Origin of the sequence: Pseudomonas marvdashtae, assembly GCF_014268655.2 — a bacterium.
GTDB classification, from domain to species: domain Bacteria; phylum Pseudomonadota; class Gammaproteobacteria; order Pseudomonadales; family Pseudomonadaceae; genus Aquipseudomonas; species Aquipseudomonas marvdashtae.
Map to the genome: position 1 here is coordinate 480,925 of NZ_JABWQX020000001.1, position 24,287 is coordinate 505,211.

The following is a 24,287-nucleotide window of genomic DNA, read 5'->3' on the forward strand; positions in this document are numbered from 1 at the left end:
ATGGCTGAAGCCGAAAAAACTGTCCGTACGCTGACTGGCCGTGTTGTCAGCGACAAGATGGACAAAACCATCACCGTTCTGATCGAGCGTCGCGTTAAGCACCCGATCTACGGTAAATACGTTAAGCGTTCGACTAAGCTGCACGCGCACGACGAAACCAATCAGTGCCACATCGGCGACAAAGTCACTATTCGTGAAACTCGTCCGATGGCCAAGACCAAGTCTTGGGCGCTGGTTGATGTTCTCGAACGCGCTGTGGAAGTCTAAGGGCTAGGGGTCGGAGAAATTATATGATTCAGACTCAATCCATGCTCGATGTGGCCGATAACAGCGGCGCTCGCCGTGTTATGTGCATCAAGGTGCTGGGTGGCTCCCATCGTCGTTACGCTGGTATCGGTGACATCATCAAAGTTACCGTCAAGGAAGCAATTCCTCGCGGCAAGGTGAAGAAAGGTCAAGTGATGACTGCTGTTGTAGTCCGCACTCGCCATGGTGTTCGTCGTGCTGACGGCTCCATCATCCGCTTTGATGGCAACGCTGCTGTTCTGCTGAACAACAAGCAAGAGCCAATCGGCACCCGTATCTTTGGGCCAGTGACCCGTGAACTTCGTACTGAGAAGTTCATGAAGATCGTCTCGCTCGCCCCAGAAGTGCTGTAAGGAGATCCGACATGCAAAAGATTCGTCGTGACGACGAGATCATCGTGATCGCCGGCAAAGACAAAGGTAAGCGCGGTAAGGTGCTTAAGGTTCTCGCTAACAACCGTCTGGTTATTGGCGGTCTGAACCTGGTCAAGCGTCATACCAAGCCTAACCCGATGTCGGGCGTGCAGGGCGGTATCGTCGAAAAAGAAGCTCCACTGGATGCTTCTAACGTCGCCATTTTCAACGGCGAAACCAACAAGGCTGACCGCGTTGGTTTCAAAGTAGAAGACGGCAAGAAAATTCGTGTCTTCAAGTCGACCCAAAAAGCGGTTGATGCTTGAACACTGCTAGGTAGATGAGACCATGGCACGACTAAAAGAGATTTACCGGAAGGAAATCGCACCGAAACTTAAGGAAGAACTTAAGCTTTCGAACGTGATGGAAGTTCCGCGCGTTACCAAAATCACCCTGAACATGGGTCTGGGCGAAGCGATCGGCGACAAAAAAGTCATCGAGCACGCTGTTGCCGACCTGGAAAAGATCACCGGTCAGAAAGTCGTTGTGACTTACGCTCGGAAATCCATCGCTGGCTTTAAAGTCCGTGAAGGTTGGCCGATCGGCGTCAAAGTGACCCTGCGCCGTGAGCGTATGTACGAGTTCCTGGATCGTCTGCTGTCGATCTCCCTGCCTCGGGTTCGCGACTTCCGCGGCCTGAATGCCAAGTCCTTCGATGGTCGTGGCAACTACAGCATGGGCGTAAAAGAGCAGATCATTTTCCCGGAAATCGATTACGACAAGATCGACGCTCTCCGCGGTCTGGACATTACCCTGACCACCACTGCTCGGACGGATGACGAAGGTCGCGCATTGCTGCGCGCTTTCAAATTCCCGTTCCGCAACTGATTGGAGTAGGAAAATGGCCAAGAAGAGCATGAAGAACCGTGAGCTGAAGCGTCAGCTCACCGTTGCCAAGTACGCCACCAAGCGTGCAGCGCTGAAAGCGATCATCGTGGATCTGAACGCAAGTCCAGAAGCACGTTGGGAAGCTACCGTAGCACTGCAGAAGCAGCCACGTGACGCCAGCGCCTCGCGCATGCGTAACCGCTGCCGCCTGACTGGTCGTCCGCACGGCGTGTACCGCAAGTTCGGCCTCGGCCGTAACATGCTGCGTCAAGCTGCAATGCGTGGTGACGTTCCAGGTCTGGTTAAAGCCAGCTGGTAAGCACTGTCAAAGTCGCGGCGTTCGGAATCGCAAGATCCTGACCGTCGGTGACCTTGAACTTGAATCAAGCCCCTTTTGGGGCTTGATTCATTTGTGGGGTGTGTCTAGAATACCCGGCTCGCCTGAGCCCGTGCTTTTATCGCACGGATGCGCTCGGCGACACGTACTAGCCGAGAGGCTAATTTTTTGTGTATTAGGAGCGTCTAGCCCATGAGTATGCAGGACCCGTTAGCGGACATGCTAACTCGTATCCGTAATGCCCAGATGGCTGAAAAGTCCGTCGTAAGCATGCCATCTTCTACGTTGAAGGTAGCTGTTGCCAAAGTCCTGAAGGACGAAGGTTACATTGCGGGTTATCAGATCAGCAGCGAAATCAAGCCTCTGCTGTCCATCGAGCTGAAGTACTTCGAAGGCCGTCCGGTCATCGAGGAAGTGAAGCGCGTTAGCCGTCCTGGCCTGCGTCAGTACAAGTCCGTCGATGATCTGCCAAAAGTTCGTGGCGGTCTCGGTGTGTCTATCGTCTCCACCAACAAAGGTGTGATGACGGATCGTGCTGCGCGCGCTGCCGGTGTCGGCGGCGAAGTTCTTTGCACTGTGTTCTAAGGGGGGATAAGCATGTCACGCGTCGCTAAGAACCCCGTTAAGCTGCCAGCCGGTGTCGAAGTCAAATTCGCAGGCCAACAGCTTTCGGTGAAGGGTGCCAAGGGCACTCTGCAACTGAACATCCATTCGTCCGTTGAGATCGTTGAAGAAGCTGGTGAGCTGCGTTTCGCTGCTCGCAATGGCGATCAACAGACTCGCGCAATGGCTGGTACCACTCGTGCGTTGGTAAACAACATGGTCCAAGGCGTAAGCCAAGGCTTCGAGCGCAAGCTCCAGCTGGTCGGTGTTGGTTACAAAGCGCAAGCAAAAGGCACAGTGCTGAACCTGGCTCTTGGCTTCTCGCACCCAGTGGATTATGAACTGCCGGAAGGCATCACCGCTGAGACTCCTAGCCAGACCGATATCCTGATCAAGGGCATCGACAAGCAGCTGGTAGGTCAAGTGGCCGCCGAGATCCGCGACTTCCGTCCACCAGAGCCGTACAAAGGCAAAGGTGTGCGCTACGCGGACGAAGTCGTCCGTCGTAAAGAAGCCAAGAAGAAGTAGGGCATAGCAAATGACCGACAAAAAAGTTACTCGACTGCGTCGCGCTCGCAAAGCACGCCTGAAAATGCACGAACTCGAAGTCGTGCGTCTCTGCGTGTTCCGCTCGTCGCAGCACATCTACGCCCAGGTCATTTCGGCCGACGGCAACAAAGTCCTGGCAAGTGCCTCGACTTTGGATAAAGAACTGCGTGATGGTGCCACTGGCAACATCGACGCGGCCACTAAGGTTGGCCAGCTGGTCGCTACGCGTGCTAAAGCCGCTGGCGTCTCGCAGGTGGCTTTCGACCGCTCTGGCTTCAAGTACCACGGCCGCGTCAAGGCGCTGGCTGATGCTGCTCGTGAAGCTGGGCTGGAGTTCTAAGTTATGTCAAATAACGACCAAAAGCGCGACGAAGGCTACATCGAGAAGCTGGTTCAAGTTAACCGCGTAGCCAAAACCGTTAAAGGCGGCCGTATCTTCACTTTCACCGCGTTGACCGTGGTTGGTGATGGTAAGGGCCGTGTTGGCTTCGGCCGTGGCAAGTCGCGTGAAGTGCCTGCTGCGATCCAGAAGGCAATGGAAGCTGCTCGCCGCAACATGATCCAGGTTGATCTGAACGGCACCACCCTGCAGTACGCAATGAAGTCCGCCCATGGCGCTTCGAAGGTGTACATGCAGCCTGCTTCTGAAGGTACCGGTATCATCGCTGGCGGCGCTATGCGTGCTGTCCTCGAAGTTGCTGGCGTTCAGAACGTTCTGGCCAAGTGCTACGGCTCGACTAACCCAGTAAACGTGGTTCACGCCACTTTCAAGGGTTTGAAAGCAATGCAGTCTCCTGAATCCATTGCCGCCAAGCGTGGCAAAAGCGTCAAGGAGATCTTCTGATCATGGCTACCGTAAAAGTTACGCTGATCAAAAGCATGACCGGCCGCATCCCTAACCACAGATTGTGCGTTAAGGGTTTGGGTCTGCGTCGCATCGGTCACACTGTAGAAGTCCTGGATACTCCCGAGAATCGCGGGATGATCAACAAGGCTTACTACATGCTGCGTGTCGAGGGTTAATCGATGAAACTCAATGATCTGAGTCCAGCGCCGGGTTCCCGTCGCGAAAAGCATCGTCCGGGCCGTGGTATCGGTAGTGGTTTGGGCAAGACCGGTGGCCGTGGCCACAAAGGTCAGACCTCCCGCTCCGGTGGCACCATCGCTCCAGGCTTTGAAGGCGGTCAACAGCCGCTGCATCGTCGCCTGCCGAAATTCGGTTTCGTTTCCCTGAAAGCCATGGACCGCGCAGAAGTGCGTCTGTCCGAACTGGCCAAAGTGGACGGCGACATCGTCACCGTGCAGTCCCTGAAGGATGCCAATGTGATCAACCAGAACGTACAGCGTGTGAAAATCATGCTGTCGGGCGAAGTTGCTCGTGCTGTCACCATCGGAAAGGGAATCGGCGCCACCAAAGGTGCGCGTGCGGCTATCGAAGCAGCTGGCGGCAAGTTCGAGGAATAAATGGCTAAGCAAGGTGCTCTCTCTGCGCTCGGCAAAGGCGGTATGTCTGAACTCTGGGCTCGTCTGCGTTTTCTGTTCCTGGCGATTATCGTCTACCGAATAGGCGCACACATCCCGGTTCCAGGTATCAACCCGGACCGACTCGCGGACCTGTTTCGACAGAATGAGGGGACCATTCTTAGCTTGTTCAACATGTTTTCCGGCGGCGCGCTGGAACGGATGAGCATTTTTGCACTGGGGATCATGCCGTACATCTCGGCATCGATCATCATGCAATTGATGACCGCCGTCAGCCCGCAGCTGGAGCAGTTGAAGAAGGAAGGTGAAGCTGGCCGTCGCAAGATCAGCCAGTACACCCGCTACCTCACCGTCGTTCTTGCTCTTGTCCAGGCTGTTGGCATGTCCATCGGTCTGGCGGGGCAGGGCGTAGCGTTCACTGGTGACTTTGGCTTCCATTTCGTCGCGGTAACCACTTTTGTGGCGGGTGCGATGTTCATGATGTGGCTGGGTGAGCAGATTACTGAGCGTGGTGTTGGCAACGGTATCTCGATGTTGATCTTCGCAGGTATCGTCGCCGGTCTTCCGAGGGCGATTGGGCAGTCTTTCGAGTCTGCGCGTCAGGGTGATATCAACATCTTCGCCCTGGTTGCCATCGGTTTGCTGGCAGTAGCGATTATCGGTTTCGTGGTGTTCATTGAGCGTGGTCAGCGTCGTATTGCTGTTCACTACGCCAAGCGTCAGCAGGGCCGCAAGGTATTTGCTGCGCAGACCAGCCACTTGCCGTTGAAGGTGAACATGGCCGGCGTAATCCCGGCCATTTTCGCGAGCAGCATCTTGCTGTTCCCGGCTTCGTTGGGTGCCTGGTTCGGCCAGTCTGAAGGTATGGGCTGGTTGCAGGACATCTCGCAGTCGATCGCTCCTGGTCAGCCGTTGAATATTCTGCTGTTTAGTGCAGGGATTATTTTCTTCTGCTTCTTCTATACGGCGTTGATGTTCAATCCGAAAGACGTAGCGGAAAACCTGAAGAAGTCCGGTGCCTTTATTCCGGGTATCCGTCCTGGTGAGCAGTCCGCACGCTACATTGATGGCGTTCTGACTCGTTTGACCTTGTTCGGTGCTCTTTACATGACGGCCGTCTGCTTGCTTCCCCAGTTCCTGGTGGTTGCGGCAAACGTTCCGTTCTACCTTGGCGGGACCTCGTTGCTGATCGTGGTCGTGGTTGTGATGGACTTCATGTCCCAAGTACAATCGCACCTCGTTTCGCACCAGTACGAATCCCTGATGAAGAAAGCCAACCTGAAGGGCTACGGCAGCGGCATGTTGCGCTGAGTAGCGTCCATAAGGTTCGAGGAGTTGGTGATGAAAGTTCGTGCATCGGTGAAAAAGCTGTGCCGTAACTGCAAGATTATTCGCCGCGAAGGTGTTGTTCGGGTAATTTGCAGCGCGGAACCGCGTCACAAACAGCGCCAAGGCTGAGTGTGATTGTGCTTTAAGCCCGGCAGCTAGTGCGCTGCCGGGTTGATTATTTGTTATTACAGCGATATTATCTCGCGCCCTATTTCTTGGCTTCCGGGGCGTAGGTAGCTGTCAATTGGAGTCCCACTGAATGGCCCGTATTGCAGGCGTTAACATTCCAGATAACAAGCATACTGTTATCTCGCTGACCTACATCTATGGTGTTGGTCGCACTACTGCACAGAAAATTTGTGCAGTGACTGGGGTCAACCCAGCGGCAAAGATCAAGGATCTGAGCGACGAGCAAATTGAACAGCTGCGTGGCGAAGTGGCGAAGTTCACCACTGAAGGTGACCTGCGTCGCGAAATCAACATGAAAATCAAGCGCTTGATGGACCTCGGTTGCTATCGCGGTCTGCGTCATCGTCGTGGTCTGCCAGTACGCGGTCAGCGTACCAAGACCAACGCGCGTACCCGTAAAGGTCCGCGTAAGCCGATCCGCAAGTAATCGCCCCAGCGAATCGACAGGAATTTAATCATGGCAAAACCTGCTGCTCGTCCTCGTAAAAAAGTTAAAAAGACAGTGGTTGATGGCATCGCCCACATCCATGCTTCTTTTAACAACACCATCGTGACCATTACCGACCGTCAAGGTAACGCTCTTTCCTGGGCTACCTCCGGTGGTTCGGGTTTCCGCGGTTCCCGCAAGTCCACCCCGTTCGCTGCTCAAGTAGCTGCCGAGCGTGCTGGTCAAGCTGCGCTGGAATACGGCCTGAAAAACCTCGACGTCAACGTCAAAGGTCCAGGTCCAGGTCGTGAATCCGCAGTCCGCGCTTTGAACGGCTGTGGCTACAAGATCGCCAGCATCACCGACGTGACGCCAATCCCGCACAACGGGTGCCGTCCGCCGAAGAAGCGCCGCGTGTAATCCAGGAGATTGTAAAGAATGGCTCGTTACATTGGTCCAAAATGCAAACTCGCTCGTCGCGAAGGCACCGATCTCTTTCTGAAGAGCGGCGTGCGCGCGATCGAATCGAAGTGCAACATCGAAGCAGCACCTGGTATCCACGGCCAACGCCGCGGTCGCCAGTCCGATTACGGCACCCAACTGCGTGAAAAGCAGAAGGTCCGTCGTATCTACGGCGTTCTCGAGCGTCAATTCAGCGGCTACTACAAAGAAGCTGCTGGCAAGAAAGGCGCAACCGGCGAAAACCTGTTGCAGCTGCTCGAATGCCGTCTGGACAACGTTGTATACCGTATGGGTTTCGGTTCTACTCGTGCCGAATCCCGTCAGCTGGTATCGCACAAGTCGATCAGCGTTAACGGCCAGACCGTGAACGTTCCGTCCTACCAGGTTCGTGCTGGTGACGTGGTCGCTGTTCGCGAGAAGGCAAAAAACCAACTTCGCATTGTCCAAGCTCTCGATCTGTGTGCCCAACGTGGCCGCGTAGAATGGGTAGAAGTAGACACTGAGAAGAAGTCGGGCGTTTTCAAGAACGTTCCTGCTCGCAGTGATCTGTCCGCCGACATCAACGAAAGCCTGATTGTCGAGCTCTACTCCAAGTAAGGGCTAGAAAATAGGTGCATCCATGCAGATTTCGGTAAATGAGTTCCTGACACCCCGCCATATTGATGTGCAGGTTGTCAGTCCAACCCGCGCCAAGATCACGCTCGAGCCTCTCGAGCGTGGTTTCGGCCACACCCTGGGCAACGCGCTGCGCCGCATCCTGTTGTCCTCAATGCCTGGCTGTGCAGTAGTCGAGGCCGAGATTGACGGTGTGCTCCACGAGTACAGCGCCATCGAAGGTGTACAGGAAGACGTAATTGAAATCCTGTTGAACCTTAAAGGTCTGGCTATCAAGCTGCACGGTCGTGACGAAGTTACGCTGACCTTGTCGAAGAAGGGTTCGGGGGTGGTTACCGCTGCCGATATTCAGCTGGATCATGATGTCGAGATCGTTAACCCCGATCACGTAATCGCTAACCTGGCGTCTAACGGCGCCCTGAACATGAAGCTCACCGTAGCTCGTGGTCGTGGTTATGAACCGGCAGACTCGCGTCAGAGCGATGAAGACGAAAGCCGCAGCATCGGTCGCTTGCAGCTCGACTCTTCGTTCAGCCCGGTTCGCCGTATCGCATACGTGGTGGAAAACGCCCGTGTCGAACAGCGTACCAACCTGGACAAGCTGGTTATTGATCTGGAAACCAACGGTACCCTGGATCCTGAAGAGGCTATCCGCCGCGCTGCAACCATCCTGCAACAGCAGTTGGCTGCGTTCGTCGACCTCAAGGGTGACAGTGAGCCAGTGGTTGTCGAGCAGGAAGACGAGATCGATCCGATCCTGCTTCGCCCGGTTGACGATCTGGAACTGACTGTACGTTCGGCTAACTGCCTTAAGGCGGAAAACATCTACTACATCGGTGACCTGATTCAGCGTACCGAAGTAGAGCTGTTGAAGACTCCGAACCTTGGCAAGAAATCCTTGACTGAAATCAAGGACGTTCTGGCCTCCCGCGGTCTGTCCCTCGGCATGCGCCTCGACAACTGGCCGCCTGCAAGTCTTAAGAAGGACGACAAGGCGACTGCCTGATCGTCGTAATCACCGAACGTTGTGTTTGGTAAGGAATGAACCATGCGTCATCGTAAAAGTGGACGTCACCTGAGCCGCACCAGCTCGCACCGCAAGGCCATGTTCCAAAACATGGCGGTGTCGCTGTTCGAGCACGAGCTGATCAAAACTACACTGCCGAAAGCCAAAGAACTGCGTCGCGTTGCTGAGCCGCTGATCACTTTGGCCAAGACAGACAGCCTGGCTAACCGCCGCCTGGCTTTCGACCGTACTCGTTCGAAAGCTATCGTTGGTAAGCTCTTCAACGACCTGGGCAAGCGTTATGCTACCCGTGAGGGTGGCTACCTGCGCATCCTCAAGTGCGGTTTCCGCGCTGGCGACAACGCCCCTATGGCGTACGTCGAATTGGTTGATCGTGCTACTGCTGGCGAAGCTGTAAGCGCCGAGTAAGACGACAGTCTGTAACGAAGAACCGGGCCTAGTGCCCGGTTTTTTGTGCGCGTAACAAAAGCGTTATCCATACAAGCTTTCACGCCTCAGCGGGCTTCACTATGGGCGTTGGGACTATTGGTAGAAAATATCTATTGATGACTACAATTTAATGAATTTGTAGGCGTCATGTTGTTGATCAATACTCCCCACCAGCCGATTAGCCGGCAGTTCGAAGACCGACCTAGGAAGAAATTGAGCATGAGCCAGACCAAAACGCTTACGACCGCCAGTGGCGCTCCTGTCGCCGATAACCAAAACTCTCGCTCAGCCGGCCCACGCGGTCCGCTGCTGCTCGATGACTTCCACCTGATCGAGAAGCTTGCTCATTTCAACCGTGAGAACATTCCCGAGCGTCGCGTGCACGCCAAGGGGTCAGGTGCTTACGGCACATTCACCGTAACCCGCGATATTACCGAATACACCAGCGCGAAATTGTTCGAGTCGATCGGCAAGCAGACGCCTACCTTCCTGCGTTTCTCTACGGTAGGTGGCGAACGCGGTTCTGCCGATACCGAGCGCGATCCACGCGGTTTCGCGCTGAAGTTCTACACCGAAGAAGGCAACTGGGACATCGTCGGTAACAACACGCCGGTATTTTTCATTCGTGATCCGTTGAAATTCCCGGACTTCATTCACACCCAGAAGCGCCTCCCACAGAGCAATCTGAAAAGCGCGCAAATGATGTGGGACTTCTGGTCGCACTCGCCTGAGGCACTGCACCAAGTCACCATCCTGTTTTCCGATCGCGGGATTCCTGACGGCTACCGCCACATGCACGGCTTCGGTAGCCACACTTACAGCCTGATCAACGCCCGGGGCGAGCGTCACTGGGTGAAGTGGCACTACAAGACCAAGCAGGGGATCAAAAACCTCGCACCGGCTGAAGCCGCGCGTCTGGCGGGCACCGATCCGGATTACGCCCAGCGTGACTTGTTCAACGCCATCGAGCGCGGCGACTTCCCGAAATGGAGTGTGTGCATTCAGGTCATGACCGAAGCTCAGGCCGCCGCTCATTACGAAAACCCGTTTGATGTGACCAAGACCTGGTCGCAAAAAGAGTTTCCACTGATCGAAGTCGGCGAGCTCGAACTCAACCGCAACCCGTTGAATTACTTCGCCGAGGTCGAGCAGGCGGCATTCGGGCCAAGCAACATGGTGCCGGGCGTGGGCCTTTCGCCTGACCGCATGCTGCAAGGCCGTGTATTTGCCTATGCCGATGCACACCGCTACCGCGTAGGCACCAATCACCAGCAATTGCCAGTGAATGCCCCGCGCAGTCCGGTCGATACCTATCAGCGCGACGGTGCGATGGCGTTCGGCAGCAACGGCGGCGCAGCGCCGAACTACGAGCCTAACAGTTATGTTGAAGCACCCAAGCAGGCTCCCCGTTATGCGGAGCCGGCGTTGACCCTCAGTGGTGCGGCGGATCGTTACGATCATCGCGAGGACACCGATTACTACAGCCATGCCGGTGCGCTGTTCCGCTTGATGAGCGATGAGCAGAAAGCCCTGCTGATCAGCAATATCGCTGGTGCGATGGCCGGTGTATCGGCGGATGTTGTCGATCGCCAACTGCAGCATTTCTTCAAGGCAGACGCTGCTTATGGAGACGGTATCGCAAAGGCGTTGGGCGTACAGCTTAACTAAGTCTAAACGAGAAGCAGAACCGCCCTCATTTGGGCGGTTTTTGCGTTATTTAACCTGCTTTTCTCGGATTTTCTTCACTTTTATTGCGATCAGCGAGTGACCTCCAAGTCAGCTTGGTTCAAACTAGGGCCTTTCAAAGCTTGTGGAGATGTAGGGCGATGCAAGGTCACCCAGACGTAATCGATTACCTCAACACGTTGCTGACCGGCGAGCTGGCAGCCCGTGATCAATATTTCATCCACTCGCGGATGTACGAGGATTGGGGTTTTACCGAGCTCTACGAACGTATCAACCACGAGATGGAAGAAGAAGCTCAGCACGCCGATGCATTGATGCGCCGCATCCTCATGCTTGAAGGTACGCCACGCATGCGCCCGGATGACTTGGACATCGGCACCACCGTGCCCGACATGCTCGCTGCTGACCTGCGCCTGGAATACAAAGTCCGCGCAGCGCTGTGCAAGGGCATCGAGCTGTGCGAGCAGCACAATGACTATGTGACCCGCGAGATTCTGCGAGTCCAGCTCAACGATACTGAAGAAGATCACACCTACTGGCTGGAGAAGCAGTTGGGCCTGATCAAGCTGATCGGGTTGGAAAACTACCTGCAATCGCAGTTCTGATTGCAGGAAACGCAGAGCGTCCTGAGCTGTATTCCCACGCAGAGCGTGGGAACGAAAAAGCCCCTGTCATCGTGAGATGGCAGGGGCTTTTTGTTGAACGGGCGAAATCAGTCCCGATCACGTTCCAGCAATGGCTTGAGGTAGTAGCCGGTGTATGACTGCTTCATCTCGGCCACCTGCTCCGGCGTACCCACGGCAATGATCTGACCGCCCTTGGAACCGCCTTCCGGGCCCAGGTCCACCAGCCAGTCAGCAGTCTTGATCACGTCCAGGTTGTGCTCGATTACCACCACGGTGTTGCCGTGGTCGCGAAGGCGATGCAGCACGTCGAGCAACTGTTGGATATCGGCGAAGTGCAGACCTGTGGTCGGCTCGTCGAGGATATACAAAGTCTTGCCGGTATCGCGCTTGGACAACTCGCGTGACAACTTGACCCGCTGCGCTTCACCGCCAGACAAGGTCGTCGCCGACTGCCCGAGCTTGATGTAGGAAAGCCCTACGTCCATCAACGTCTGGAGCTTGCGGGCCAGCGCCGGTACCGCGTCGAAGAACACCCGGGCTTCCTCGATGGTCATTTCCAGGGTTTCGTGGATGTTCTTGCCCTTGTATTTGATCTCCAGGGTCTCGCGGTTGTAGCGCTTGCTCTTGCACACGTCGCACGGGACATAGATGTCGGGCAGGAAATGCATTTCCACCTTGATCAAGCCGTCGCCCTGACAGGCTTCGCAGCGTCCGCCCTTGACGTTGAACGAGAACCGACCAGGGCCATAGCCCCGTGAGCGGGATTCCGGTACCCCGGCGAACAGTTCGCGGATCGGCGTGAACAACCCGGTGTAGGTCGCAGGGTTGGAACGCGGCGTCCGACCGATCGGGCTCTGGTCGATGTCGACAACTTTGTCCAGGTGCTCCAGGCCCTTGATACTGTCGTGAGCGGCAGCTTCAAGCGTGGTGGCGCCGTTCAAGGCTGTGGCGCTGAGAGGAAACAGCGTGTTGTTGATCAGCGTCGACTTGCCGGAGCCGGAGACACCGGTAACGCACGTCAGCAGGCCGATCGGGATTTCCAGGTCGACGTTGCGCAGGTTGTTGCCGCGAGCCCCTTTAAGGGTCAGCGACAGCTTCTTATTGCGCGGGGTGCGCTTGGCCGGCACTTTGATCTTCACCCGGCCCGACAGGTATTTGCCTGTCAGCGAGTCCGGGTGCGCCATGACTTCGGCTGCGGTGCCTTGAGCGACGATATGCCCACCGTGCACGCCGGCGCCTGGGCCGATGTCCACCACGTAATCGGCCAGGCGAATCGCGTCTTCGTCATGCTCGACCACGATTACTGTGTTGCCGATGTCCCGTAGGTGTTTCAGCGTTCCGAGCAACCGGTCATTGTCGCGTTGGTGCAGCCCAATGGACGGTTCGTCGAGGATATACATCACCCCCACCAGGCCCGCGCCGATCTGGCTGGCCAGGCGGATACGCTGGGCTTCGCCGCCGGATAGGGTGTCTGCGCTGCGGTCGAGGGTCAGGTAGTCCAGGCCGACGTTCACCAGGAACTGCAAGCGCTCACGGATTTCCTTGAGGATCTTGTCGGCGATTTCGCCACGGCGGCCAGTGAGCTTAAGGCCGCCGAAGTAAACGGTGGCATCGCCGATTGGCAGGCTGGTCACCGCCGGTAGGGTTTTTTCACCGACCCACACATGTCGTGCTTCCCGGCGCAAACGGGTGCCACGGCAATCCGGGCAGGGCTGGGTACTGAGGAACTTCGCCAGTTCTTCGCGCACGCTGGCCGACTCGGTCTCGCGGTAGCGACGCTCCAGGTTCGGCACGATGCCTTCGAACGGGTGGGAGCGCTTGACGATATCGCCGCGGTCATTCAGGTATTTGAAATCGACGTTCTGCGAGCCGCTGCCGTGCAGGATGGATTTTTGCTGGTCGGCGGGCAGCTCGTTGAACGGTTTGTCCAGGCTGAACTTGTAGTGGGCCGCCAGCGAACCGAGCATCTGAAAGTAATAGACGTTGCGCCTGTCCCAGCCGCGAATCGCCCCCTCGGCCAGGGTCAGCTCGCCGTTGACCAGTCGCTTGGTGTCGAAGAACTGCTTGACCCCCAAGCCGTCGCAGGTCGGGCAGGCGCCGGCCGGGTTGTTGAAGGAGAACAGCTTGGGCTCCAGTTCGCTGATGGCGTGGCCGCAGATCGGGCAGGCGAAGCGTGCGGAGAAGATGATCTCTTCGCCGGGCTCGTCGTCCATCGGGGCTACCAGTGCTATGCCGTCGGCCAGTTTCAGCGCGGTTTCGAAGGACTCCGCCAGGCGCTGTTGCAGGTCGGCCCGGACCTTGAAGCGGTCGACCACGACATCGATCGAATGCTTCTTCTGTTTATCCAGCTTCGGCAGCTCGTCCAGCTCGCACAACTTGCCGTTGACTCGCGCACGAACGAAACCCTGGGCGCGCAGCTCTTCGAAAACCATCAGGTGCTCGCCCTTGCGCTCGCGAATCACCGGTGCGAGCAGCATCAGCTTGCTGCCTTCCGGCTGGGCCAGCACCAGGTCGACCATCTGGCTGACGGTCTGGGCTTCCAGCGGGGCGTCGTGATCTGGGCAGCGCGGAATACCGACTCGCGCATACAGCAAGCGCAGGTAATCGTAGATCTCGGTAATGGTGCCGACCGTCGACCGCGGGTTATGCGAGGTCGACTTCTGTTCGATGGAGATCGCCGGCGACAAGCCTTCGATGGTGTCGACGTCGGGTTTTTCCATCATCGACAGGAACTGCCGGGCATAGGCCGACAGCGATTCGACATAGCGTCGCTGGCCTTCGGCGTACAAGGTGTCGAAGGCCAGGGAAGATTTGCCGGATCCGGACAGGCCGGTGATGACGATCAGTTTGTCCCGTGGCAGGGTCAGGTCGATGTTCTTCAGGTTGTGGGTACGGGCCCCACGAATCAGGATCTTGTCCAAAAGTGGCCTCGCTCGGCGGGCGTCGAAAACGTAGGAGTATACGGGTAAACACTGGATGGATGCACACTATCGCAAGCCCTGCATGAAGACTGCGCGGCAAACGGTCGCCCTATACCCCCTCAATCGATGGGACTGGTAGAATCCCCGCCGGTTCACACGAGGTTTTTCCATGCAAGATCCCCACAGCGAGCGCATGAGTAGCGGCGAGACCCGCGCGGCAAGCGGCCTGGCCCTGGTGTTCGCCTTCCGCATGCTGGGCATGTTCATGGTGTTGCCGGTGCTGGCGACCTATGGGATGGACCTGGCGGGCGCGACCCCGGCCCTCATCGGCTTGGCGATCGGTGCCTACGGCCTGACCCAGGCGATTTTCCAGATTCCGTTCGGGATGATTTCCGACCGTATCGGCCGACGGCCTGTGATTTACCTGGGGCTCATTGTGTTCGCTCTCGGCAGTGTCCTGGCGGCGAATGCGGACTCGATCTGGGGCGTGATTGCCGGACGGATCCTACAAGGAGCGGGTGCTATTTCCGCAGCGGTCATGGCCTTGTTGTCAGACTTGACCCGCGAACAGCATCGGACGAAAGCCATGGCCATGATCGGCATGACGATTGGCCTGTCGTTTGCGGTCGCCATGGTTGTAGGCCCACTGTTGACCCGGGCTTTCGGCCTGTCGGGCCTGTTCCTGGCCACCGGCGCCATGGCCTTGGTCGGCATCCTGATCGTCGCGTTCATCGTGCCACGCTCCACCGGGCCGTTGCAGCACCGTGAATCCGGCGTGGCTCGCCAGGCGCTACTGCCAACGCTCAAGCACCCGGACCTGCTGCGCCTGGACCTGGGCATCTTCGTGCTCCATGCGATGCTGATGTCGAGTTTCGTGGCGCTGCCGCTGGCATTGGTCGAGAAGGCCGGCCTGCCCAAGGAACAGCACTGGTGGGTCTACCTGACTGCGCTGCTGATTTCATTCTTCGCCATGATCCCTTTCATCATCTATGGCGAGAAGCGACGCAAAATGAAACGAGTTTTGCTCGGCGCCGTCGTGACGCTCATGCTCACTGAGCTATTCTTCTGGCAGTTCGGCGACAGCCTTCGAGCGCTGGTAATCGGCACGGTGGTGTTCTTCACCGCGTTCAATCTGTTGGAAGCGTCGCTGCCGTCGTTGATCAGCAAGGTTTCGCCAGCGGGCGGCAAGGGCACGGCCATGGGGGTTTATTCCACCAGCCAGTTCCTCGGTTCGGCGCTGGGCGGCATCCTCGGCGGCTGGCTGTTCCAGCATGGCGGTTTGTCGGTTGTGTTCCTGGGTTGTGCCGCGCTGGCTGCACTTTGGCTGCTCTTTGCTGTTACCATGCGCGAACCTCCGTATGTGACGAGCCTGCGCTTGCCGTTGTCGCCCGAAGCCATCCGCGAAGCAGGCCTGGCCGAGCGCCTCAGGGCCGTCGTTGGAGTAACCGATGCAGTGGTGGTCGCCGACGAAGCGGCCGTATATATCAAACTGGACACCGAATTATTGGATCGTGCGACGCTCGAGCGCCTGGTGAACAACCCGGCCCCGGCAGCGTGCGAAGCCTAGGAGAACGTTATGGCCCGTGGGGTTAACAAAGTCATATTGGTCGGTACTTGCGGCCAGGATCCAGAAGTTCGCTACCTGCCGAATGGCAACGCCGTGACCAACCTGAGCCTGGCGACCAGCGAACAATGGACCGACAAGCAGACCGGGCAGAAGGTCGAGAAGACCGAATGGCACCGCGTGTCGATGTTCGGCAAGGTGGCTGAGATTGCTGGCGAATACCTGCGCAAGGGTTCGCAGGTGTACATCGAAGGCAAGTTGCAGACCCGCGAGTGGGAAAAAGACGGTATCAAGCGCTACACCACCGAAATCGTCGTCGACATGCAAGGCACCATGCAATTGCTGGGCGGCCGTCCGCAGGGCGACCAACAGCAAGGTGGCAACAACTACCAGCAGTCGGCTCCGGCTCCGCGTCAGCAGGCGCCTCGTCCGCAGTCGGCGCCACAGCCACAACGCGAGCGCCCGGCCGCTCCGCAACAGGCCGCGCCGCAACCGGCTCCGGATTTCGACAGCTTTGATGACGATATTCCGTTCTAAAGCAGCTCATAGCTTCAAGTCGCAAGCTTCAAGCTAAAGACAAAACCGCGCTTCGGTTTCCGAGGCGCGGTTTTTTTTCGCTTGAGGCTTATGGCTGCGTCCGACTGCCAGCCAAAAACTGCTCGGTACTCACCACACTCGCATAAGCAAACCCCAGCGCCGACATGAAGGCCGCATGTGCTTGGGCGGCTGGGACGATCACGCCATTGAATTCAAGATCGCGAGTCGCGCAAGCGTCATGAATCACCGTGACGCCGTAGCCCAGGTCCGCCGCTGCACGAGCGACGCCATCGATACACATATGGCTCATGCTGCCGACCACGACCAGTTGCTTGATGCCGTGCTGGTCGAGGATGGCTTGCAGTTCGGTTTCGCGAAACGAATTGACGAAATGCTTGAGGACCACCGGTTCGTCCGGGCGGTTGAGCACCTTGGGATGCAACTGCGCGCCTTCGGAGCCGGGCGTGAAGAATGGCGCTTCGTCGGAAGTGAATTCGTGGCGAATGTGCACCACTTGCTTTGCGGCCTGACGAAACGCTTCGATCAACCGAGCGGCGTTATCGGCGGCGGCTTGGACGCCAACCAATGGCCATTTTCCCTGGGGGAAGTAGTCGTTCTGGATATCGACTACGATGAGCGCTTGCTTGGACATGAGGCTTCCTTGATCAGGTGGGGTAGGGCGCCAGTATTGGCGTTTACCGCCGGGCCGAGGATTGGCCGCAACGACAATAAGCGAGGGAAAACTGACAATGGCGCAGCAAACGGCAATCTCCGAGCTTGGGGTACTCATCTATCCCGGCGCGCAAATGGCCGCGGTGCATGGCTTGACCGACCTGTTCGCCGTGGCACAGCGGATCGCGGCCGAGCATGCCGGCGCAGCGTTGCCGCGGTTACGAGTGAGTCATTGGCAGACCGACAACAATGAGGCGCCACGGCGGGTGTTCGACAGCGAGACCGGCCCGGCGGGCCCGTTGCTGGCATTGCTCATCCCGCCATCCATCGCCGGCTTCAACGAAGACTTGGTCTCGCCGACGCTAATGGATTGGCTGCGCACGCTCCATGCCAGCGGCACGGTGCTGGGCGGGGTGTGCATCGGGTCTATCCTGCTGGCCGAAAGCGGCTTGCTGGATGGGCGCAGCGCCACGACCCACTGGACCTCGACGAAGACGTTTGCGGCGCGTTATCCGAAGATCAAGCTCGACGCCGATAAACCCATTGTCGACGACGGCGACCTGATCACCACGGCCGGGCTGATGGCTTGGTCGGAGCTTGGACTGCGCCTGGTCGATCGTCTGCTTGGGCCCAGTATCGCCACGCGCACGGCGCAGTTCCTGGTGATTGAGCACAGCGACAGCGCGAGCCAGTGCGGCAGCAATTTCGCGCCGATCCTCGGGCACGGTGACGGGGCGATCCTCAAGGTCCAGCATTGGCTGCAACGCAGCGGCGCGGTGGACGTTTCCCTTGGCGCGATGGCTGAGCAGGCCGGGCTGGAAGAGCGCACTTTCCTGCGCAGGTTCCGCGCGGCGACCGGGCTCAAGCCCACCGAATACTGCCAGCACCTGCGAGTGGGCAAGGCCCGGGAAATGCTTGAGTTTACCAACGGCACCATCGATCACATTGCCTGGACCGTCGGTTATCAGGATCCCGGCGCCTTTCGATCGACCTTCAAGAAAATCACCGGGCTGGCGCCGAGTGACTACCGTACGAGATTTGGGGTTAGCCCAAAGGGCTGACCTCATCCTTGGATTTTGTGCCCTGCGTCGTGCAATTTGCCGGATGCCGACTGGCGGTCGTGCAGAATGAAACAGGCCCTGTGCCACAGGGTCGAACGTTTGTGCCCGTTTCCTTGACCGTTCGTCCCCCAACACGCCGTTGGCCTGATCTCTGCAATCCTTATAGCTACAGCTATTGAGCGCAGTTAAGAAGGACAACGCATGACGTCCATCCATCGCAACAAAATGGTAGTGGCCCATTCGGTCAATCCCCACGCACCGCAGCATGAAGTCGAGACCAATCGGGCGCTGGCCCGCTGGCTGGCGAACATCCTGGGCTTGGAGTACGGCGGCAGTCATGACAGCCGCGAGCATGCAGGACGGGACCTGTATCTGTTGCCCACGCAAACGCTGATCGGTGCCGAGGCCGCATTGCGCCTTGGCATCAAGGGGCCAGAGGACTTGTGGGGCGGCTACGTCGACCATGATTTTATCTGCACCAAGGCGATCGCCCATGGTCTCTTGAATAAGGATGCGGTTGCGCCGAAGGGGTGGTCGCCGCTGTTCGCCAAACTGACCCGTGGCGTGGTGCTCGACGGGGTCAGCGTGTTCTCGCTCAAGGATGCGCGCCCAGCCGCTGAACATCTGCTTTATGCGGGGCCGATTCGCTTCAAGCCGATTCATGCCTGCGCGGGACGCGGTCAACGGGTGATCAGCAGCCTCGCCGAGTTTGATGAAATTGTCGCTGCGCCTGACGCCCAGTCAGTGTTTCGCGACGGTGTGGTGCTTGAGCAGAACCTCAGCGGAGTCAGGACCCAGAGCGTCGGCCAGAGCTTCATCAATGGCAAGGTCATGAGCTATTGCGGGGTGCAACACCTCACCCACGACAATGAAGGGCTCGAGGTCTACGGCGGCTCGGACCTGTTGGTGGTGCAGGGTGGCTACATCGAGTTGCTCGGCCTGGAGCTTCCGGACGATGTGCGTGAGGCGGTGCGGCTGGCGCAAGTATTTGATGACGCGGCCAACCAGGCATTTCCGACCTTCTTTGCCTCGCGGCGCAATTACGACATCGCCCAGGGCGTCGACACCGGCGGACAACCACGCGGCGGTGTGCTGGAACAATCCTGGCGCATGGGCGGCGCCAGCAGCGCGGAAGTGGCGGCACTTCAAGTGTTTGTCGAAGACCCTTCGACCCGCGCGGTTCGCGTCTCTTCGGTGGAAACCTACACCGACCAGCCGCTGCCGGCCGGCGCCACTGAAATCTATCGCGGCACGGCGGAAAACAGTGATTTCCTACTCAAATACGTAACGGTTCAACCCTATGACGGCTAGAAGCGAAACGATCCAGATTGCAATAGATGACGAGCACATGAACGGGACCTTCCTGAGCCCAAAATCGAAGGTTCCCGGCGTGTTGTTCGTACACGGTTGGGGCGGCAGCCAGGAGCGTGACCTGGAACGGGCCAAAGGCATCGCCGGCCTGGGCTGCGTGTGCCTGACCTTCGATTTACGCGGGCACACGGGCGGGACCGGAATCCCGCTGTCGCGGGTCACGCGCGAGGACAATCTGCGGGACCTGTTGGCGGCCTACGACCGGCTGCTTGCCCACCCTGCGTTGGACACCTCGGCGATTGCCGTGGTCGGCACCAGTTACGGCGGCTACCTGGCTTCGATCCTGACCGCGCTGCGACCGGTGCGCTGGTTGGCCTTGCGGGTGCCGGCGCTGTACCGCGACGAGCAATGGCACACGCCCAAGCGCGACCTGGACAAGGCCGACCTGCTCGATTACCGCAGTACGCTGGTACACGCCGACACCAACCGCGCTTTGCAGGCCTGCTCGCAGTTCACCGGCGACGTGTTATTGGTGGAATCCGAGACCGACGACCACGTGCCCCACGCGACCATCATGAGTTACCGAGCCGCCTGCCAGCAGACTCATTCACTGACTCATAGGATTATCGACGGCGCCGACCATTCCCTGAGTGACCCCATATCACAGCAGGCTTACACCTCGATCCTGGTGGGCTGGATCACGGAAATGGTGGTGGGCGAACGCTTGAGCATCATTCAGGAGCGGTAATTTCCAGCATTAATAAGGCCCGGCCCCGCACGCCTGTCCGTGCAGGGGCCAACCCAGCCAATCCCTCACTTGGTGCCAGGCTTGACCCGCAGCGCCTTGGCCTTCGCCTCGATCACCAGGTACATCACCACGGTCACCAACAGCGGCAGGATGAAGTAGATCGCCCGGTAGGCAATCAATCCCGCTAACAGGCTGCCCCGCGATACCTCGTGTTGCAGCAGCGCAATGAACACCGCCTCCAACACCCCGAGCCCCGCCGGAATGTGTGTAATCACCCCGGCAATGCTGCTGATCATCAACACCCCGAGCACCACCGGATAATCCAGTTTGCCAGGCAGCAGTGTGAAGATCACCGCGGCCATCAACGACCAGTTAAGCGCCCCCAGTGCCAATTGCAACACGGCCATGCGCAGGGACGGCAGGTTGATTTCCATGCCGCGAACGGTCCAGGCCCGGCGCTTGGAAAAGCGGCACGCCACCAGGTATCCGGCGCTGATCAGCAACAGCAGCACGCCGACGCCTTGCAGTGCGTTGCTGCTCAACTTCCAACCCGGCGGCATCGTCACCAGGCCGCTGCTGAATACCACGCCGGCCAAGGTCATGTAGCCGAACCAGTTGGTGGCCAAGCTCAGGCCGAGGATCTTGGCGATATTGCCGTTACTGACCCCGAGTCGCGAGTACAGCCGATAACGCATGGCGATGCCACCGACCCAGGCGCTGAGATTGAGGTTGAAGGCATAGCTGATCACCCCCACCGGCAAGATCTGCCGCCAGCCGAGTTTTTGCCGGATGTACGTACGGCCGATCAGGTCGAAACAGGCGTAGGTGATGAAACTGGCCACCGTCAGCGCGGCGGCGATGAGCAAGGTACGCAGCTTGAAGTCGGCCAGGGTGGTGAACACCTCCGACCAGTCGATACGTCGGGCCAATGCCGTAAACAGGACGATCAGCAGCAGGAAGAAGGCCAGCGTCAGCGGCCGTTTCCAGCGGCTCCAGCGGGATTTTGGCTTGGCCTGTTCCGGCGCATGGGCATCATCTCTCGGCGCGGTGTGCGCTTCAGAGTGGTTCATGGGGTTCGCTCCGGACCGCCGTCGGCGGTGAGAAAGGTTTCAAACGGGGTTTATGAGCCGGCAGCCATCCGGCCCAGGCCGGGAAGTGACGCAAGAAGTGGAACACCATGAAGCCGATGGTCATGCGCCACAGCAGCCCACGCGGGGCGTGGTTCTCGGGCATGACCGTGCAATGGTTGCGACTCAGGTGATCGAGGCGCTCGAACAGCTCGCGGTTGAACGCCCGGTCGCGGATCAGCACGTTGGCTTCCAGGTTCAACGACAGGCTCAACGGGTCGAGATTGCTCGAGCCCACTGTGCTCCAATCTTCATCCACCAAGGCGACCTTGCCGTGCAATGGTCGCTCGCAATATTCGTAGATCGTCACACCGGCCTTGAGCAGATAGTCATAGAGCATCCGCGCGGCGAGCTTGGCGATCATCATGTCCGGCTGCCCTTGCAGGATCAGCCGCACTTCGACGCCACGCCGGGCGGCGTTGCGGATCTCACGCAGCAAGCGATAACCGGGAAAGAAGTAGGCGTTGGCGATCACCACCCGGCGCTGGGCGCTGCGCAGCACCTGCAGATAGACCTCCTCGATGTCAGTCTGGTGCTCATGGTTATCGCGATAGACCAGGCGCACCTGGCCGTCATGGTCATTGAAGGCCAGCTCGGAGCGACGGTTGCGGCGACGTTGCCACCAATACTTGGCCCGAGCCGGGCGGCCGCTTTGCAGCAGCGCGAAGTGATGGATATCCACCACCGCCGGGCCTTTGATCTCCACCGAGTAGTCCTGCTTGGCCTCGGGACCGAAGTCGCCGAGGTGATCGGCGGAAAAGTTGATCCCGCCAATAAACGCGATGACACCGTCCACCACCACGATCTTGCGGTGCAGGCGGCGGAACCAGTTGGTGCGGATCCCGAGGTGTCGGGGCGCCGGGTCGAACATCTGCAAGCGCACCCCGGCATCGCTCAACGATGCGAGAAATTCGGTAGTCAACTCGCCGCAGCCGAAACCGTCCAGGTTGACTGTGATGCGCACGCCGCGCCGGGCGGCATCGACCAGCAAGTCGCGTAGTTCAACGCCGACCTTATCCTCGAACAGAATGAAGGTCTCCAGGAGAATTTCCTCTTGGGCGCGGCGAATGGCCTCGAAAACCCTTGGGAAATATTCCTCGCCATTTTCCAGCAGCGTGACGCGGTTGTTGCCGTGCCAGCCGTATTCGATATCGGCCAGCGCCGGGTTGCGTTCGGTCGGCGGGACTTCAATCTTTTCCACCGTCGCCTTGTTCATCGTCGCGCTCATAATTCGATCTCCACCGACAGCGGTGCGTGGTCGGAAAGGTGCGACCAGGGACGTACATTCAATACCTGGGCATGGTGGGCCTTGAGGTTGCGCACGTAGATACGGTCCAGGCGCAGGATCGGCAGGCGCGCAGGGAAACTGCGCGCCGGTTTGCCCCATTGTTCGGCAAACACTTCCCGCAGGCCGCAAGGCTCGAGCAGATCATTGGCTTTGCCGCGCCAGTCGTTGAAGTCGCCCGCGACAATCACCGGGGCGCCGGCGGGCAATTCGCTCAGGCGCTGGCAAAGCAGTTTCAGCTGTTCGATGCGATGGCCTTCGCGCAGCCCCAAATGCACGCAAATCGCGTGGACTTCTTGCCCTTCGCCGCCCGGCAGGCGCAGCACGCTGTGGAGCATGCCGCGGCTTTCATGGCCGCTGATGGAGACGTCGAGATTGTCATGGCGAATGATCTCGAATTTCGACAGCAACGCGTTGCCATGGTCGCCCGCCGGGTACACCGCGTTGCGCCCATAGGCGAACTGCGGCCAGAGGGTGTCGGCGAGGAATTCGTATTGCGGCATGCTCGGCCAGTTGCTGTAGCGCTGGGGATGGTGTTCGTGGGTCCCATGCACTTCCTGCAGGAACACCACGTCGGCGGATACGCTGCGTACCGCTTCGCGCAGTTCCGGCAGGATGAAACGTCGATTCAACGCCGTGAATCCCTTATGTGTATTCACCGTGAGCACCGTGAAGCGGTTTACCCGATCAAGGTCTTGCGCCACGTCTGGGATCGGCTCGCGGGTGGCTTCGCTGGATTCTGGCGTGGTCATGGCAAGACCCCTTCGGCCGGGCGCACGCCGGGAGCGGTGGCGAGGTTCTTGTCCAGGTCAAAACGCTCCAGCAGATGGCGCGCGTCATACGGCGCGCGAACTTTGATGTCGTTGTCGAAATAGCAGAACACCTCCCGGCTCTTGCGGGCCCGGGGTTTCTTTTTCGGGTCGATCAGGTGCGCGTCGCCCGGTTGGCTGCCGTGGCTCCAGGCTTCGATTCGATCGCCCCAGCGTTGCAGCGCCTCGTCGGAGTAGCCACTGGCATACAGCTCTTCGGCACCGTGCAGGCGCAGATAGACGAAATCGCTCGTGACGTCTTCGCGATAGGGCCACTTGCCGGCAGTGTCGGCGACCACCAAGGCGACGTCGTAGCGCTTGAGCAGGGCGACGAAGCGAGGGTCGATGAAGCTTTCATGACGGATCTCGACCGCATGGCGCAGCTGACGCTTTTTGTCCGCCTCGGTGCTGGCGTGGCCATCCAGGCGCGGCTCGTGCTCGCGGGCCAGCGCGGCGGCGGCTTCGGTGTCGTGGGGCAATTGCTTGAGAAAATCCTCAAACAGTTCGGGGTCGAATTTAAAGCTGGGCGGAAACTGCCAGAGAATGGGGCCGAGCTTTTCCTTGAGCTCCAGCACCCCGGAAGCGAAGAAATTTGCCAACGGCTTATGGATGTCTCGCAGGCGCTTGATATGGGTGATGAAGCGCGGCGCCTTGACGCTGAAAACGAAGTCGGACGGCGTCTCGGCGTACCACTGGGCATACCGTTCGGGACGTTGCAGGGCGTAGAACGATCCATTGATTTCGATGCTGTTGACCGCTCGCGAAGCAAATTGCAATTCCCGTTTCTGAACCAGCCCCTTGGGGTAGAAATCTCCCCGCCAAGGCGTGTAGCGCCAACCGGAAATGCCAATGTGGATCGCCGTCATGTATCCCTCCCGTGCCAATGACCTCGTACCGCCTGTGTCTTTTGATGACTGCCGCGCGGGCTGGAAAGTTTCGCTGGT

General features: G+C 58.6%; 31 protein-coding genes. 25 read left to right on the forward strand and 6 right to left on the reverse strand.

The genetic code is table 11. From position 1 onward, the window contains the following. The 20 genes from rpsQ (at position 1) to bfr (ending at position 11,287) form a co-directional block, all read left to right on the forward strand. Positions 1-267 carry a 30S ribosomal protein S17 gene (rpsQ, locus tag HU742_RS02285; protein WP_003194644.1) on the forward strand — a complete coding sequence of 89 codons (267 nt, stop codon included), beginning with the start codon at positions 1-3 and terminating at the stop codon, positions 265-267. Between the two features lie 23 nt (positions 268-290). Then, the gene (gene rplN, locus HU742_RS02290; RefSeq protein WP_002555479.1) at positions 291-659 is read left to right on the forward strand and encodes a 50S ribosomal protein L14; all 369 of its coding nucleotides are present in this window, start codon (positions 291-293) and stop codon (positions 657-659) included. Between the two features lie 11 nt (positions 660-670). Continuing rightward, positions 671-985: a 50S ribosomal protein L24 gene (gene rplX, locus HU742_RS02295; protein WP_003176416.1), complete on the forward strand. Its 315-nt coding sequence runs from the start codon at positions 671-673 to the stop codon at positions 983-985. 22 nt (positions 986-1,007) lie between these two features. Then, positions 1,008-1,547 (forward strand): 50S ribosomal protein L5, encoded by a 540-nt coding sequence (rplE, locus tag HU742_RS02300; protein WP_003186044.1) that lies wholly within the window; start codon positions 1,008-1,010, stop codon positions 1,545-1,547. Positions 1,548-1,560: 13 nt separating this feature from the next. Then, positions 1,561-1,866, forward strand: a complete 306-nt coding sequence (gene rpsN / locus HU742_RS02305) for a 30S ribosomal protein S14 (protein WP_003186042.1) — start codon at positions 1,561-1,563, stop codon at positions 1,864-1,866. Positions 1,867-2,076: 210 nt separating this feature from the next. Beyond that, positions 2,077-2,469: a 30S ribosomal protein S8 gene (rpsH, locus tag HU742_RS02310; RefSeq protein ID WP_003186040.1), complete on the forward strand. Its 393-nt coding sequence runs from the start codon at positions 2,077-2,079 to the stop codon at positions 2,467-2,469. 12 nt (positions 2,470-2,481) lie between these two features. Continuing rightward, positions 2,482-3,015 (forward strand): 50S ribosomal protein L6, encoded by a 534-nt coding sequence (gene rplF, locus HU742_RS02315; RefSeq protein WP_003186039.1) that lies wholly within the window; start codon positions 2,482-2,484, stop codon positions 3,013-3,015. A 10-nt stretch (positions 3,016-3,025) separates the two neighbouring features. Continuing rightward, complete coding sequence (rplR, locus tag HU742_RS02320; RefSeq protein ID WP_003186037.1) at positions 3,026-3,376, forward strand: 50S ribosomal protein L18; 351 nt, start codon at positions 3,026-3,028, stop codon at positions 3,374-3,376. Between the two features lie 3 nt (positions 3,377-3,379). Beyond that, positions 3,380-3,880, forward strand: coding sequence for a 30S ribosomal protein S5 (gene rpsE / locus HU742_RS02325; RefSeq protein WP_003186035.1), 501 nt, complete (start codon positions 3,380-3,382; stop codon positions 3,878-3,880). Between the two features lie 2 nt (positions 3,881-3,882). Further along, positions 3,883-4,059, forward strand: coding sequence for a 50S ribosomal protein L30 (rpmD, locus tag HU742_RS02330; protein ID WP_010438202.1), 177 nt, complete (start codon positions 3,883-3,885; stop codon positions 4,057-4,059). 3 nt (positions 4,060-4,062) lie between these two features. Further along, positions 4,063-4,500 carry a 50S ribosomal protein L15 gene (gene rplO / locus HU742_RS02335; protein ID WP_003186032.1) on the forward strand — a complete coding sequence of 146 codons (438 nt, stop codon included), beginning with the start codon at positions 4,063-4,065 and terminating at the stop codon, positions 4,498-4,500. After that, positions 4,501-5,829 (forward strand): preprotein translocase subunit SecY, encoded by a 1,329-nt coding sequence (gene secY / locus HU742_RS02340; protein ID WP_047229771.1) that lies wholly within the window; start codon positions 4,501-4,503, stop codon positions 5,827-5,829. A gap of 30 nt (positions 5,830-5,859) precedes the next feature. Next, a complete protein-coding gene (gene rpmJ / locus HU742_RS02345) occupies positions 5,860-5,976 on the forward strand; it encodes a 50S ribosomal protein L36 (protein WP_002555468.1) in 117 nt (38 codons plus the stop codon). Between the two features lie 130 nt (positions 5,977-6,106). Next, positions 6,107-6,463, forward strand: coding sequence for a 30S ribosomal protein S13 (rpsM, locus tag HU742_RS02350; RefSeq protein ID WP_003186020.1), 357 nt, complete (start codon positions 6,107-6,109; stop codon positions 6,461-6,463). A 30-nt stretch (positions 6,464-6,493) separates the two neighbouring features. Beyond that, on the forward strand, positions 6,494-6,883 hold the full coding sequence (rpsK, locus tag HU742_RS02355) for a 30S ribosomal protein S11 (RefSeq protein WP_002555466.1): 390 nt from the start codon (positions 6,494-6,496) through the stop codon (positions 6,881-6,883). Between the two features lie 18 nt (positions 6,884-6,901). Beyond that, a complete protein-coding gene (gene rpsD, locus HU742_RS02360) occupies positions 6,902-7,522 on the forward strand; it encodes a 30S ribosomal protein S4 (protein ID WP_003176404.1) in 621 nt (206 codons plus the stop codon). 22 nt (positions 7,523-7,544) lie between these two features. Then, entirely contained in the window at positions 7,545-8,546 is a 1,002-nt protein-coding gene (locus HU742_RS02365; RefSeq protein WP_003186012.1) for a DNA-directed RNA polymerase subunit alpha, read from the forward strand. A gap of 42 nt (positions 8,547-8,588) precedes the next feature. After that, positions 8,589-8,975, forward strand: coding sequence for a 50S ribosomal protein L17 (rplQ, locus tag HU742_RS02370; protein WP_003176402.1), 387 nt, complete (start codon positions 8,589-8,591; stop codon positions 8,973-8,975). Positions 8,976-9,215: 240 nt separating this feature from the next. Then, on the forward strand, positions 9,216-10,664 hold the full coding sequence (locus HU742_RS02375; RefSeq protein WP_186641020.1) for a catalase: 1,449 nt from the start codon (positions 9,216-9,218) through the stop codon (positions 10,662-10,664). A 158-nt stretch (positions 10,665-10,822) separates the two neighbouring features. Then, positions 10,823-11,287, forward strand: a complete 465-nt coding sequence (gene bfr / locus HU742_RS02380) for a bacterioferritin (protein WP_024778335.1) — start codon at positions 10,823-10,825, stop codon at positions 11,285-11,287. A gap of 107 nt (positions 11,288-11,394) precedes the next feature. On the opposite strand, the gene uvrA is transcribed toward bfr, so the two are convergent. Next, entirely contained in the window at positions 11,395-14,229 is a 2,835-nt protein-coding gene (gene uvrA / locus HU742_RS02385) for an excinuclease ABC subunit UvrA (protein WP_186641022.1), read from the reverse strand. Between the two features lie 169 nt (positions 14,230-14,398). Between uvrA and HU742_RS02390 the strand changes: the two genes are divergently transcribed. Then, the gene (locus tag HU742_RS02390; protein WP_186641024.1) at positions 14,399-15,796 is read left to right on the forward strand and encodes an MFS transporter; all 1,398 of its coding nucleotides are present in this window, start codon (positions 14,399-14,401) and stop codon (positions 15,794-15,796) included. A 9-nt stretch (positions 15,797-15,805) separates the two neighbouring features. Then, the gene (locus HU742_RS02395; RefSeq protein WP_186614519.1) at positions 15,806-16,330 is read left to right on the forward strand and encodes a single-stranded DNA-binding protein; all 525 of its coding nucleotides are present in this window, start codon (positions 15,806-15,808) and stop codon (positions 16,328-16,330) included. A gap of 88 nt (positions 16,331-16,418) precedes the next feature. Here the strand turns inward: HU742_RS02395 and HU742_RS02400 are convergent, their stop codons facing one another. Beyond that, on the reverse strand, positions 16,419-16,982 hold the full coding sequence (locus HU742_RS02400) for a cysteine hydrolase family protein (protein WP_186644998.1): 564 nt from the start codon (positions 16,980-16,982) through the stop codon (positions 16,419-16,421). Between the two features lie 97 nt (positions 16,983-17,079). On the opposite strand from HU742_RS02400, the gene HU742_RS02405 reads away from it, so the two are divergent. The 3 genes from HU742_RS02405 to HU742_RS02415 all read left to right on the forward strand — a co-directional run bounded on the left by HU742_RS02405 (position 17,080) and on the right by HU742_RS02415 (position 20,122). Next, on the forward strand, positions 17,080-18,063 hold the full coding sequence (locus HU742_RS02405) for a GlxA family transcriptional regulator (protein WP_186641027.1): 984 nt from the start codon (positions 17,080-17,082) through the stop codon (positions 18,061-18,063). Between the two features lie 201 nt (positions 18,064-18,264). Beyond that, on the forward strand, positions 18,265-19,374 hold the full coding sequence (locus tag HU742_RS02410) for a DUF3182 family protein (RefSeq protein WP_186641029.1): 1,110 nt from the start codon (positions 18,265-18,267) through the stop codon (positions 19,372-19,374). Next, positions 19,364-20,122, forward strand: coding sequence for an alpha/beta hydrolase family protein (locus tag HU742_RS02415; protein ID WP_186641031.1), 759 nt, complete (start codon positions 19,364-19,366; stop codon positions 20,120-20,122). The genes HU742_RS02410 and HU742_RS02415 overlap by 11 nt, the downstream gene beginning before the upstream one ends. A gap of 65 nt (positions 20,123-20,187) precedes the next feature. Here HU742_RS02415 and HU742_RS02420 read toward each other — a convergent pair whose 3' ends face one another. From HU742_RS02420 to HU742_RS02435, 4 genes are read right to left on the reverse strand one after another with little or no spacing between them, the layout of a single operon-like run. After that, positions 20,188-21,192 carry a lysylphosphatidylglycerol synthase domain-containing protein gene (locus HU742_RS02420; RefSeq protein WP_186641033.1) on the reverse strand — a complete coding sequence of 335 codons (1,005 nt, stop codon included), beginning with the start codon at positions 21,190-21,192 and terminating at the stop codon, positions 20,188-20,190. After that, a complete protein-coding gene (gene clsB, locus HU742_RS02425; protein ID WP_186641035.1) occupies positions 21,179-22,477 on the reverse strand; it encodes a cardiolipin synthase ClsB in 1,299 nt (432 codons plus the stop codon). The genes HU742_RS02420 and clsB overlap by 14 nt, the downstream gene beginning before the upstream one ends. Beyond that, complete coding sequence (locus HU742_RS02430) at positions 22,474-23,286, reverse strand: endonuclease/exonuclease/phosphatase family protein (RefSeq protein WP_189664496.1); 813 nt, start codon at positions 23,284-23,286, stop codon at positions 22,474-22,476. Before HU742_RS02430 ends, clsB begins: the two co-directional genes overlap by 4 nt. Further along, complete coding sequence (locus HU742_RS02435; RefSeq protein WP_186641037.1) at positions 23,283-24,209, reverse strand: DUF72 domain-containing protein; 927 nt, start codon at positions 24,207-24,209, stop codon at positions 23,283-23,285. Before HU742_RS02435 ends, HU742_RS02430 begins: the two co-directional genes overlap by 4 nt. Positions 24,210-24,287: the final 78 nt, after the last annotated feature.